Raw genomic sequence first — 12,492 nt, forward strand, 5'->3', positions numbered from 1 at the left:
GTATATTTACAGTTGAACACGTCCATTTTAAAGGACAACGAGGTAAAAGCCTTCACCCCCCAGGCCCTCTACGCCTATGTCCTCGGCGCCATCACTGCCGGAACCTTCAACGCCGTATCCGCTGGCCGCGGAGGCGGGCGCCTTAGCCGGATGGATGACGCCGGGCAGCGCCAGCGGCGCGGCGGCGGAGGGTATCGGCAAGGCGCTGAGCCCGCTGTATAAGCCGGCAGGCGAGATCATAGGGAAAGGCGTACAGTCCGCTTTGGGCAAAGCGGCTCCTAAAGCGGCATCCGTGCTGGAGCGAATCCTGACGAACGCGACGGAGAGAGGCATTGCGGGTTATGGCGTGGGCGCGTTTGAAGGCGCCCTGGACAGCAAGTCGGAGGGCGGCGATTGGCAGGATGTGCTGAAGGCTGCAAACGAGACCGGTCTCCGTTCCGCCGTTCAAAACATGCTCGCCAATGCGCTTCTGGACGAATTCAAATGGCATTTGAATTCACAAAATCCCGTTACAGAAAGCGCGGGGGAGAAAGTAAAATATGGTAGCGATGCAAAATCATTAGATAAGTTAAACAGACAGATGAATAGTCGCGGTTGGACTAATGATTCTGTTAAAAGTACGGTTGATGATGCATTCACAACGCAAAAGACAACCAATCGTGCTACGGGGAATCCTGCTACAGTTTATTATAACAAGGACGGATCACATGTTATAATAGACGATATCACAAATGAGGTCGTGCAAGTTAGTGATAGATTTGATCCTAATTGGAGGCCAGATTCAAGTATTGTAGATCCATATAAACCATAAGAAAGGAGAGTTTTACAATGACAATCAAAGATTTGATTGATAGAATTGAAAACCTGCAAGGTAATCTTGTAAGAGGTAATGGAGTTTATATTTCATCCTCAAATATGAATCATTTTGCAAATCTACTGGGTGAAATTGACGGGAGACATGGCATTTTATTAACACCTTACTTAATCATTGATAAAGGTGCTCTGTATGAACTACATTATTATGAATTTGATATTGAAGTGAGAAATGAACAATCTCATTTTAATGATTACAATCCAAGAAATTCATTACCTAAGGAAATAACAGAAAACCTTAGACCCCAGGTGATTGTCGCTGTGGGAGATACTGACTTCTATCAAAAAGCTGTGATGTGGTATTTAAAAAACATGCAAAAAATGACTTTTAATGAAACAAAGACTTACTATCCTGAATTGCAATACGCACAAGTGTTTTATCAAGTATTCATGGATTCAGATTCGCAATAGTTTGATGCGACAAATAAAGTCAACCTAACGCAAATTTCAGCAAAGAAACAAATGAGGACGGTTCTTCCGGTTTAGTATAGCCGGAAGAACCGTCCCTTTAATTACCATTACCCCGGGACTCCTCAGAGTACGCCCAGCAGTATGTGAGGCCGCGGCTTGCCGGGGCCCAGGCGATTGCCTCGGACCTGGCGTCCGCGGCGGGATATATGGTGCCCTCGCTGCTGATCGCCCCCGTAACGGAAGGCACCTCCGTCGTGTGGCTTCCCGCGCTGCTGCTGGGTACCGCCACCGCCGGAGACACTTACAACACGGAGCGCCGTGCGGGTATGCCCGATCGGCAGGCCGTGATCTATTCCGCGGCGGTGGGCGCCGTGGAGGGCGGGCTGGGCAAGGCCGGCTTGACAAGGCGGCGGCGGAGCAGGTAAACTAAAATTAGGAAACATCGGCGCCGCGGCGAAGAAGCGCGGCAGGACGGCGTGACTCAGCCTCCGGCCGGTGCGCCGGAAATGGAGAAGCACAAAAGTATGGCGGGGAGGGGAAATATATGATAAAAGAAAAATTGATGGGAGCATGGAAGCTGGTTTCCAACCTGGTGACGGACGAGGACGGGGTGACCATCCACAGCATGGGAGAGGGCGCAACCGGCCTTATCTGCTACACGAACGACGGCTGGATGTCTGTGCAGATACAGGCCGCGAACCGGCCGCGCTACGACATTCCGGACATGGAACTGGGCACCGACGAGCAGACCCTTGCCGTTGCGCGCAGCACGTTTTTCTATGCCGGGCGCGTCACCGTCGACGAAGAAAACCAGGTCGTCTATCACGATCTGGAGTTTTGCCTTGTCCCGAACTGGATCGGAAGCCGCCAAAAACGATACGTCCGTTTTGAAGACGACGGCAACGTCCTTGTATTGAGCACCGACCGTTACCGCATGGGCAAAGACGGAAAACTCCGCATCGGCACGCTGCATTGGCGGAAGGCCTGATAACACGGCGCCCGATACGAACCGCTCTGCCGGGAAGCCGGGACTGCGAAAAACAAGGGGAGCCGGTTTATTCGGGCCGTTGCGATACGGGGGAGCCGGCTCTCTTTGGATGTATCATACGCAGCGCAGTGAAGTATTCCATGGAAATGATCGGAAAATACTGATACAATAAGGGCATGAATAAAAAGCGAGCCCGGTGCGGGACCCCATGCGGGAGAAGACCGGGCGGCGGGAGAGCGGCATGAACGAAAGGCATATGAGATTTGATGCGCCGGGAAGGGTGAAAGAGCTGGACCCGGAGGCGACGCTGAAGAGAATCGGACTTCGTGACGGCGGCGTTTTCTGCGATATCGGCGCAGGCAGCGGTGTGTTTACCGTTCCGGCGGCGAGGATCACAAAAAACAAAGTATACGCGCTGGAATTAAACGATGCGATGCTCTCCGTCATCCGGGAGAAGGCGGAAGGCGGCTTACTTTCCAACATCGAAGCAAAAAAGGTGACCTCCGAAGACTTTTTCATGGAGGATCATTCCGTGGACATTGCGCTCATGGCTACGGTGCTGCACGAGATAACGGACAAAGCGGGCTTTCTCGGCAACGTGAAAAAGATGCTGAAAGCGGACGGCAGGGCCGCCGTCATCGAATTTCACAAAAGAGCAACTCCCATGGGGCCGCCGGTGACACACCGCATCGATCAGGCTGATGTGACCGGATGGATGCGCGATGCGGGCCTTCCTCTGCTGGAGCAGTTCGACCTGGGGGAGAACTTTTACTGCCTGGTATTCGGGCAGGGAGGACAGAACGTTTCACCCTGACCGTTTCTTAGCCTGGGAGAATACATGAATAAGAAAAGAATTGGCATTATATTGCTGATCCCGGCTCTTGTCCTTCTTCTGCTTTGCGGACTGATGCGGGAACGGAACGATGCAAAAACAGTGTTCAATCTGCCTTCCGGCTTTGTATCACTTGATGAAGAAATCACTTCCTCGGAAGGAGCTTTGCGCTATGTTTTTTGGGAAAGCCGTATTTCATTTTTAAACGCCGATAACATCTGCATTTATCAGACCGGCGTTAAAAATGATGACTTTATAGTGAAGTACAACGGCAACTATTATATTTGTGAAGAGAAGTATAACGAATTGCTTGAAGCAGCTAACGGCTGATACTATTCCATAGACTAACGGAAAGAAAGAAGCCGGGATTAATGGAGGGCAAAGGGAACGGCCTTCCCTTTTTCCTATACTTCGTAGATATTAAAATATCTGCCCTTCAGACGCGGTTAAAAAAGTCTGGACAAATGAGCCGCGGAGTATTATTTTAAAGACAGGTAAAAAAGAAACGGCCTGAGAAGAGGCGCATTTTATTTGAGCAAATTGGTCCTACCAATTGAGAAGGAGTGGAATACGGATGCCCCAATACAACAAGGTGACGCCGGAAATACTGGACCGGCTGAAGGTCCTCGCCCCCGGCCGGGTATACGCCGGGGAGGACGTGAACGAGGATTATGCCCACGACGAGATGCCCATCTACGGGACGCACACACCGGAAGCCGTAGTGGAGGTCCTCACCACGGAGGAAGTTGCGGAGATCATGAAGCTTTGCAACTTGAGCCGCATCCCGGTCACCCCCAGGGGAGCGGGAACGGGGCTCGCCGGGGGCGCCGTGCCCATCGCGGGGGGGATCGTTCTGTCCACGGTGAGGATGAAGCAGATCCTGGAATACGACCTGGACAATCTCTATGTCCGCGTGCAGCCAGGCGTCCTGCTCAATGAGCTGGTGGAGGACGCGGCGAAACAGGGCCTTCTTTATCCCCCCGACCCCGGTGAAAAATTCGCGACGCTGGGAGGAAACGTCTCCACCAACGCGGGAGGGATGCGCGCGGTAAAATACGGAACAACCCGAGATTACGTCCGCGCCATGACGGCGGTCCTGCCCACCGGGGAAGTCCTGCGCCTGGGAGCGGCCGTCAGCAAGACCAGCTCGGGTTACAGCCTTTTAAACCTCATGATCGGCTCCGAGGGTACCCTGGGCGTCGTCACCGAGCTGACGCTGAAGCTCGTGCCGCTGCCCCTGGAGACGGTGAGCCTGATCGTTCCCTACGAAGGGCTGGACCAGTGCATTTCCGCCGTTCCGGAATTCCTGCGCAACCACCTGCAGCCCCAGGCGTTGGAATTCATGGAGCGGAAGATCGTGCTCCTCACCGAAAAACATCTGGGGAAAAGCGTCTTCCCCGGCATGGTGGACGGCGCGGAGGCAAAAGCGTATCTCCTCGTGACCTTCGAGGGAGACTCTGCGGAGGAGCTTCAGGGGATCGTCGAACGTGCCTCCGAGGTGGTCCTGGAGACGGGGGCGCTGGACGTCTTCGTGGCGGACAGCCCGGCCAAGAAGAAGGACGCCTGGGCGGCCCGGTCCGCCCTGCTGGAGGCCATCCTGGAGGGCGTGAAGCTGGTGGACGAATGCGACGTGGTGGTCCCCGCCACGAAAATCGCCCTGTATTTAAACTACATCAATTCCCTGGAGAGCCGGGTGGGGCTGAACATCATGAGCTTCGGCCATGCGGGGGACGGAAACCTGCACATCTACGCGACCAGCAACGACTTGGACGAGGACACGTTTAAAAGCCGCGCCGCCGTCTTCATGGACCTGGCCTACGAAAAGGCCTCGGAATTCGGCGGCCTGGTTTCCGGCGAACACGGCATCGGCCACGGAAAGCTGGAGTATCTGGAAAAATCCGCGGGCGGCACCGCGATGGCCCTGATGGAGGGCATCAAAAAAGTGTTCGACCCCAATCTCATCCTGAACCCCGGCAAGGTCTGCCTCCGGCTGAAATAATCCGCCAATTCACAGGAAAGGACAGATGCGTATGATCATTCGTCTTCCGTACGGACATGGCTGGATCGAATATGACGCGCCGTCGACCGCCGCGGTCCTGGAATCCTCCGTGGGGGAGCTGCGGGGGGGAGGGGACGGCAGAAAAATCGTGGAGGCCGCCATGGAAAGGCCCGTCGGCACTCCGCGCCTGAAAGAGCTTGCAAAAGGGAAGAAAACCTGCACTCTGATCATCAGCGACCACACGCGCCCGGTGCCGAGTAAGGATATCCTGCCTCCCATGCTGAAAGAACTGCGGGAGGGAAGCCCCGGCATCGACATCACCCTTCTGGTGGCTACCGGGTTTCACCGATCCTCTTCAAAGGAGGAGCTGGTAAACAAGCTGGGCCGGGAGATTTTCGAAAACGAAACGATCGTCGTCCACGACTGCGCCGATCCCGCCTCCAATACGCGCCTGGGCCTTCTGCCCTCGGGCGCGCCCCTGGTGATCGACACCCTGGCGGCGGAAACCGATCTTCTGGTGGCGGAGGGTTTTATTGAGCCGCACTTTTTCGCGGGCTTTTCCGGCGGGCGAAAGAGCGTGCTGCCCGGCGTGTGCGACCGGGTGACGGTACTGGGAAACCACTGCAGCGCCTTTATCGACAGCCCATTCGCCCGCACCGGCATCCTGGACGGAAACCCCCTGCACCGGGACATGCTGGCTGCCGGGCGCATGGCAAAGCTGGCCTTCATCGTAAACGTCATCATCGACGAGGAGAAAAAGACGGTGGCCGCCTTCGCGGGGGATTTTGAGACAGCCCACCGGGCCGGTTGCGATTTTCTCAGGCGGTACTGCACCGTGAAGCCTGCCTACGCCGACATCGCCATCACCACAAACGGAGGCGCGCCACTGGACCAGAACATCTATCAGTGCGTCAAGAGCATGACGGCGGCGGAAGCAACCGCCGCGCCCGGCGGGGTGATCGTCCTCTGCGCCGAATGCGCCGACGGAACCGGGGGCGACGGCTTTTACCGCTCCCTGAAGGACTGCCGGAGTCCGGAACAACTCTATGAAAGCATTATGGCCACTCCCCAGCAGGAGACCATTCCGGACCAGTGGGAAACCCAGATCCTGGCGCGTATTTTGAAAAAGCACCGGGTGATCTTCGTCACCCGGCCGGAGCTGGAAAGGACGGTTTCGGATATGAAGATGATTTACGCTCCCTCTCTGGAAAAAGCGCTGGAGCTTGCCCGGGGCTATCAGGGAAAGGACGCGTCCGTCACCGTGATCCCCAACGGCATCGCCGTCATCGTAGACGGCGATGGAGAATAAGGAAACGGCGGCGCAGACCGTAAAACGCCGGGAGGGGGATACCGTGACGACGTCCGAAAAGGCCTACGAAGTGGTCATCGATTTCATCAAAAAGCAGATATCTTCCGGCACCCTGCGTCTGGAGGACAGGCTCCCGCCGGAAAGGGAGCTGGCGGAAGAGCTGGGCGTCAGCCGGAACTCCGTCCGGGAGGCCCTGCGCGTGCTGGACATCCTGGGCGTCGTTTCCAGCCGCCAGGGGGCGGGAAACTACGTCTCCTCTCATTTTGAGAGCAGCCTGGTGGAAATGCTGTCCCTCATGTACCTGCTGCAGAACATCGGTTACCGGGACCTCACCGATTTCCGCTACGGGCTGGAGCGGCAGGCGCTGACACACGCCGTGGGGCGGGCTACGGAAACACAAGTTCGGGAAATGGAGGAGAACATCCGGGCCATGGAGGCGGCTGGGGAGGAGAGCCTGAAGGCGGCGTACGACAAGAACATCCACTACGCCATCGCGAAAATTTCGGGCAACGTCCTCATCAACGACACGCTTCAGGCGCTCTCCGAGGTGATGGACCGCTATATCGTGGACGTGCGGGGGAAAATCCTCCGCCGGCCGGGGAACCAGGCGCGGCTCCAGGACGCTCACCGCCGGATGGTTTCGGCAATCCGGGACGGCGATCTGGACTCCGGCCTGCATGCCCTGGACGACCATTTTCGGTGCATTTACGAGAGCCTGGAGGAATAAAAATTTGGGGGCCGCGGCAACACATTCGTTTTGCCGCGGCCCCTGGTTTTATTGTTTTGTCCGCATTCGCATGAAACGATGCGGCGCTCTCACTCCACCGTGACGGTGTATTCAGCGGTACGGATCGCGGAGTCCTCGCCCTCCCAGGAGCGGTAATACCGGAAGGTGAGCGTCGTTTTTCCGGGTTTCAGGGCTTTGAAGCACCAGGTATAAGTGCCCCCGGCTCCGACGATTTCGCCGGAAGATTCGTCCTGCGCATAGCTTTCCGAGCAGGGCCACAGCACCTCCGGGTCGTTGACGCTTACATACCAGCCGTAGCCGGTGGTGGGATTGCCCTCCAGGGTAACGGAGCATACGCTGCCGGCGGTCACCGTGTTGTTCTCTCCGGACGTGAGCGCCGTGACAGCATTGTACAGGAAGCCGTAGTCGGGTTTCAGCATGTCCGCAAGTTCCCCGTACCCGACGGTGAATTCCTGTATGCCGGCCGCGTAGGGGAAGTAGGCGTACTGCTGGAAATAGACCGTCAGGCCGCTGTTGGACAGATAATAGTCCTGACTGTCCGAAATGGTCTGGAAAGGCTCCAGTTCGTACAGCAGACCCGCCTGTACCCGCCGGTCGATTTCGCTCCTGACGGTTTTGCTGATTGCGGAGAAATAGCCGCTTCCCTCCGCCATGAGATCGCCCAGGCTCAGCTGCTCGCCGGTCCTCAAATCGAAGGTGTAGGAGGTCCGCAGGGTGCTGCCGTGGGCGCCGCCGGCGTACTGGTAATCGTCCAGAGTCACGCTGAGAAGCCCGCAGCGGTTATATTTCACCCGGTAATTGAAATAGGTTTCGCAGGTGTTTTGAAAATCCGGGTACTCTTCGCGGACGGGCTCCAGCGCCGCCGCGTTATCGATCCCTTCTTTTTGCGCGTCGTCGGCCGCCTTGCGGAAGACCTCATTGACGGCGTCCTGCACCGCGGTATCCTCAAGCCCGCTGATTACGGGATACTGCAGGGTGGTTTTCAGCGTGTCCGTCTGTGTGCTCACCGTCTGGGTGGCGATGGTGATGGAATTGACGCAGGCGGCGCCGATCTCCGCCAGCCCGGTGGCGGCGATGTAGTCTGCGCGAAGCCCGAAAAGCTCCGTGAAGAGCCCCGTCTCGATGAACGTCCGGCTGCCGTGGATCAAAATCGGGCCCGCGGTCGTGTTGCCCGAAAGATCTCCGCCCACGTAAAAGCTGTGCTTCCCGTCGGTCACCTTCTCGTTGGTCAGATCCAGCACGATATCTTTGCCGTTTCCGGCGACGGTCACCGTCTGCGCGGTCCCGTCGTCCTTCCAGGTCACCGTGTAGCCCAGGGCCTCGCAGACGGCCCTGACCGGAATGTAGACAGCCGTCCCGCTCTGCCAGGTTTCGGCCTCCAGCCCCGCTCCGGCGTCTCCGCTGCCGGCGGCGAACGCCTGTGTCGTCAGCAGCATCGCCAGGGCCAAAAGAACCGACGCCAATCGCGCCGGCATTGCTTTTTTCATAGGTCACCAGTCCTTTCGCTTTCTCCTGATAGTATTAACGACGATGTTAAAACACCGATGTTCCGGCATCATTCCAATTTATTCTGCACGATAGGAATTTCAGCCTGAGGAGATAGAATGTCTCTGATCGCGACCGGGATTCGCACGTGCAAGGTAAAAGGGGACGGACGCTCCGACACGTGAGGGTCTGCGCTTTGTACGGGAAATACGGCCCCTATTTCTTTTCTTCGCGCGATTTTCGGAAGTTTCTTGCGCTGCGCAGAGAGGCGGCGGCGATTTGCATGACGGCATCTTTGTTGTTCGATTCGTATGACAGCGTGACGTTTTGTCCGTGTATGCGCCTCCGGTAAAGCACCTCGTCCAGGCAATGGCTCAGATCCTCTCCGCCGATTCTGATGCGGGCGAGCCATTCCGTATCCTCGCCGTATGGAAAATCCTCCCGGAAGCCGCCGTAGGTCCGGAACAGACAGGCTCGTACGCAGGCGGTGGGCAGCAGTACCCGATTGGTGATGTTTAAAAGCCGGACCACCTTTTTGTTGAGCTCGGCCGGATCCCCGTCGTAAAAATTCTCAAACCCGGTAAACAGCACGCTGCAGTCCGGATGAGTGCGCAGATACGCCATCTGTTTTTCCAGCTTATCCGGCAGCCACAGGTCGTCCGCGTCCAGAAAGGCGATCCATTCGCCCCCCGCCTCCCGCAGCCCCCGGTTCCGCGCTTCGGAAATGCCCCGGTGCTCCTGATAAAAATAGCGAGCGGCGGAAAAATTCCGCACGGCCTCGCGGGTATCGTCCTCGGACCCGTCGTCCACCACCAGCACCTCAAAATCACGAAAGGTCTGGGCGAAAACGCTCTCCAGGCATTCTTTCAGAAACCGCCCGTAATTGTAGCAGGGGACGATTACGGAAATCGACGGCATACCCATCACCGTGCCTTTCGTCTATTTTTGCTGCATCCTGCTGCGCAATATGGCGGCATAGTCGCTTCTCTCCGCCTGCTTTTGAGTGCGCCCGGTGTTGTTCATATGCAGCCTGCGCCGTAGTGTGACCTCCGGAAGAGATACGCTTTTGACGTTTGCGTCCCGCAGCCGCAGCAGCCAATCCACGGTTTCGCCCGTCCGATAGGTTTCGTTGAAAAAACCGGCGCGCCCCGCCGCCTCCCGGCGCAGCAGCGCGCAGCCGGACAGCATCCCCTCATAGGGCGACCGGCGGGGGAGAAGCAGACTGCGCTGTTTTGCCGTGAGCTCCGGCGAAACAAAGTCCAGAGCCATGGAAAACACCGCCTCCACGGAGGCGTCCGCCGCCATGGGCGCATACAGCGAAGAGAGCGCGCCCTCCGCCAGAAGATCGTCCGCGTCCAGAAATAGGATCAAATCGCCTCCGGCGCGCCGAAGCCCGGCGTTTCGCGCGGCGGCGGCGCCCAGATGTTCCAGAAGCAGCACAGTAACGCCCAGCCGTTCTGCGGCGGAGGCGGTTTGATCCGAAGATCCGTCGTCCGCAACAAGGATTTCCAGCTTTCCGCCCCAGTTTTGGCTGCGGACCGAGCCCACCGCCTCCCCCAGATAGGCTTCCGCGTTGTAAGCGGGGATAATAACAGACAGAGAATCCATAAGCTCGTTTCCCGACCTTCCTGGTTGGTTTCCTGTTATGTCCGGCCTGCGGACGGTTTCTCCGGCGTCCTCTTTAGCTTTCTCGCGCTGTGAATTGCGGCGGCGGCGATCTTCAGGTACTCCCGCGCGCTGTTGGGATTATGAGTGAGGGTGATATTTCCACCGTGGATCCGCCGTCGGTAAAGAACTTCCTCCAGAAGGTTCCCCAGATCCTCCCCGCAGACTCCGGCCCGCATGACCCATTCCGTATCCTCTCCGTGGGGGAGCTCCTCCCGGAAGCCGCCGTAGCTTTGAAACAGGACGGAACGGATACAGGCCGACGGCAGGTAAAGCGGTTCGGCGGTATTAAGAAGCCGAAGCGCTGTTTCCGTCAGCAGCGCCGGATCGCCGTCATAGAAATTTTCCATTCGGGTGAATACCAGGTTGCACTCCGGGTGGGCGTCAAGATAAGCCGCTTGCTTTTCCAGCTTATCCGGCAGCCAGAGATCGTCCGCGTCCAGAAAGGCGATGCATTCGCCCCCCGCCTCCCGCAGCCCACGGTTCCGGGCGGAGGATATTCCATGGTGCTCCTGATAAAAATAGCGCGCGGCGGGAAAATTCCGCACAGCCTCGCGGGTATAGTCCTCTGACCCGTCGTCCACCACCAGTACCTCAAAATCACGAAAAGTCTGGGCGAAAAGGCTCTCCAGACATTCGCTCAGGAACCGGCCGTAATTATAGCAGGGGACGATCACGGATATTCTGGGCATATCAGTCTTCCCTCAGCACGGGCCAGCCCTGGGAGGCGTCCACATCGTGAACGGGATCGGCCAGCAGCAGGTCCTGGGCTTCGGCAAACTCGTCCACCGTGAGGAAAAAGCCGTCTTCCAGCGCTTCCCCACCGATGAGACAGCACTCCTCCGCGTTAGTGGGACCGGGAATCAAAATTTCCCTGCTGATCAGTTCCGCGATGAAAGCGTCCAGCTGCTCTCCCATATCCTCCGGGCAGCCGGGCAGGCCGCGAAGCGCCTCCAGCACCGAGTTCGGGCTTACGCCCGCCTGCAGCCGGTCCAGCACGGCGGAGCCCAAAAGGTTGGAACCGTAGTACATTCCGGTGACGAAATTGATGACGATGGCCTGGCCGTCCGCCATGTCGTAATACATTTTGCTTTCATTGATTCGATACATGCTGTAAATCCTCCCTGATAAATCTGCCGACGGCGCAGGCATTTTCCATGGGATCGCCGCCGAGGCGCATCCGGTAAACCGGGGTATTCAAAAACCGGCCTGCAATGGTTTTTACCAGCCGGGTATTCCGGTTTTCGCCCATCTGATGGATGGTGGAATCAATGAGATGCACCATCGCCCGTCCCGGCGCCATGGGCTGAAAGGACGCAGCGCGATCTTCCGTGATCTCAGGAAATACAACCGCCCGGATCGGAAGTCCGGAAGAAAACCGATACCCAGAAGCGTCCAGCAGCAGCCGGTCCCCCCGGGCATGATTGACGGATAAAACCGGTGCCCGAAGTTCCGGCAGCTTCCCGTACATGTCGGGATTGAGGCAGATCATGGAATAAAGCGGGAAGGCCCGGAGAGGGCCGGAGCCGGACACGAGCACATAGTCGTCGGAGACGAAATCCAGTCCGGCCAGAAGACAGGCGATGGACAGCGTGGACTTTCCGCTGCCGCCCCGGGCGCAGATCAAAACGCCCTCTCCCGCCTCGCCCACCGCGGCGCCGTGGAGCAAAATCAGGTCCCTGTCCTGCGCCCAAAGAGAAAACAACAGCACCAAGGCGTGCCCGGAGCGGTAAAACTCCTCGCGGCTTTTATAAGCCTCGCAGAAATAATAACTGCGGGTGAGGGGATTGAAGGCAAGCATGCGTCCCTCCGGCCAGGTGCGCAGATAAGCGCCGGAAGCGCGATCGTCCATATTCAGGCAGAAGGCGCCGGTATGACTTTCCGGAAGGTATGACCCGACAGAGTCATTCCAGTAGAAAAAGCGGGCGTCCGGATTTTTTACCGCCTCCGTCTCGCACCAGCGAAGCTGCTCCCGTGTCGCTGCCATAAGTTCTTTCGAGGTAAAACGAAGTTCCACGACGCGGCCGGCCGCCCGGATATAAAAAACGGAGAAACCGCCGGAGCACCTCTGACCGATGCGCCTCTCCATTGCTTCAAAAAAAAGCTCCGGCGGAACGCGGTTTCCGGCGGATTGCTGCAGCATTTCTATGCAAAACGCCTCCCTTGGGTTCATATTATAATT

The 12,492-nt window shown here is 57.5% G+C and carries 16 protein-coding genes; 10 read left to right on the forward strand and 6 right to left on the reverse strand.

Features of this window, described 5'->3' with window-relative positions; genetic code table 11:
- The 10 genes from B9A13_RS14340 to B9A13_RS14600 form a co-directional block, all read left to right on the forward strand.
- Positions 1-222: hypothetical protein (locus tag B9A13_RS14340; protein ID WP_207651225.1), on the forward strand; the 222-nt coding region annotated here is incomplete at its 5' end.
- A gap of 40 nt (positions 223-262) precedes the next feature.
- Complete coding sequence (locus B9A13_RS10655; protein WP_207651226.1) at positions 263-811, forward strand: colicin E5-related ribonuclease; 549 nt, start codon at positions 263-265, stop codon at positions 809-811.
- A 17-nt stretch (positions 812-828) separates the two neighbouring features.
- Positions 829-1,284, forward strand: coding sequence for a hypothetical protein (locus tag B9A13_RS10660; RefSeq protein ID WP_084235151.1), 456 nt, complete (start codon positions 829-831; stop codon positions 1,282-1,284).
- Between the two features lie 143 nt (positions 1,285-1,427).
- Complete coding sequence (locus B9A13_RS10665) at positions 1,428-1,709, forward strand: hypothetical protein (RefSeq protein WP_143806960.1); 282 nt, start codon at positions 1,428-1,430, stop codon at positions 1,707-1,709.
- 119 nt (positions 1,710-1,828) lie between these two features.
- Entirely contained in the window at positions 1,829-2,272 is a 444-nt protein-coding gene (locus B9A13_RS10670) for a lipocalin-like domain-containing protein (RefSeq protein WP_084235153.1), read from the forward strand.
- A 241-nt stretch (positions 2,273-2,513) separates the two neighbouring features.
- Positions 2,514-3,086 (forward strand): class I SAM-dependent methyltransferase, encoded by a 573-nt coding sequence (locus tag B9A13_RS10680; protein ID WP_159448104.1) that lies wholly within the window; start codon positions 2,514-2,516, stop codon positions 3,084-3,086.
- 24 nt (positions 3,087-3,110) lie between these two features.
- Positions 3,111-3,434 (forward strand): hypothetical protein, encoded by a 324-nt coding sequence (locus B9A13_RS10685; protein ID WP_084235156.1) that lies wholly within the window; start codon positions 3,111-3,113, stop codon positions 3,432-3,434.
- A 244-nt stretch (positions 3,435-3,678) separates the two neighbouring features.
- Complete coding sequence (locus tag B9A13_RS10690) at positions 3,679-5,103, forward strand: FAD-binding oxidoreductase (protein ID WP_084235157.1); 1,425 nt, start codon at positions 3,679-3,681, stop codon at positions 5,101-5,103.
- Between the two features lie 25 nt (positions 5,104-5,128).
- A complete protein-coding gene (gene larA / locus B9A13_RS10695; protein ID WP_341456033.1) occupies positions 5,129-6,412 on the forward strand; it encodes a nickel-dependent lactate racemase in 1,284 nt (427 codons plus the stop codon).
- Positions 6,413-6,455: 43 nt separating this feature from the next.
- Positions 6,456-7,139, forward strand: a complete 684-nt coding sequence (locus tag B9A13_RS14600; protein ID WP_159448105.1) for a FadR/GntR family transcriptional regulator — start codon at positions 6,456-6,458, stop codon at positions 7,137-7,139.
- A gap of 89 nt (positions 7,140-7,228) precedes the next feature.
- On the opposite strand, the gene B9A13_RS10705 is transcribed toward B9A13_RS14600, so the two are convergent.
- The 6 genes from B9A13_RS10705 to B9A13_RS10730 all read right to left on the reverse strand — a co-directional run bounded on the left by B9A13_RS10705 (position 7,229) and on the right by B9A13_RS10730 (position 12,453).
- Entirely contained in the window at positions 7,229-8,647 is a 1,419-nt protein-coding gene (locus B9A13_RS10705) for a protease inhibitor I42 family protein (protein ID WP_084235159.1), read from the reverse strand.
- Positions 8,648-8,861: 214 nt separating this feature from the next.
- Positions 8,862-9,563 (reverse strand): glycosyltransferase family 2 protein, encoded by a 702-nt coding sequence (locus B9A13_RS10710; RefSeq protein ID WP_159448106.1) that lies wholly within the window; start codon positions 9,561-9,563, stop codon positions 8,862-8,864.
- 21 nt (positions 9,564-9,584) lie between these two features.
- On the reverse strand, positions 9,585-10,253 hold the full coding sequence (locus B9A13_RS10715) for a glycosyltransferase family 2 protein (protein ID WP_084235161.1): 669 nt from the start codon (positions 10,251-10,253) through the stop codon (positions 9,585-9,587).
- 35 nt (positions 10,254-10,288) lie between these two features.
- On the reverse strand, positions 10,289-11,002 hold the full coding sequence (locus B9A13_RS10720) for a glycosyltransferase family 2 protein (protein ID WP_084235162.1): 714 nt from the start codon (positions 11,000-11,002) through the stop codon (positions 10,289-10,291).
- A 1-nt stretch (position 11,003) separates the two neighbouring features.
- Positions 11,004-11,420, reverse strand: coding sequence for a hypothetical protein (locus B9A13_RS10725; protein WP_084235163.1), 417 nt, complete (start codon positions 11,418-11,420; stop codon positions 11,004-11,006).
- Positions 11,404-12,453, reverse strand: coding sequence for a hypothetical protein (locus B9A13_RS10730; protein WP_084235164.1), 1,050 nt, complete (start codon positions 12,451-12,453; stop codon positions 11,404-11,406). Before B9A13_RS10730 ends, B9A13_RS10725 begins: the two co-directional genes overlap by 17 nt.
- Between the last annotated feature and the right edge of the window lie 39 nt (positions 12,454-12,492).

The sequence above is a fragment of the Papillibacter cinnamivorans DSM 12816 genome (assembly GCF_900176335.1).
GTDB lineage: Bacteria > Bacillota > Clostridia > Oscillospirales > Oscillospiraceae > Papillibacter > Papillibacter cinnamivorans.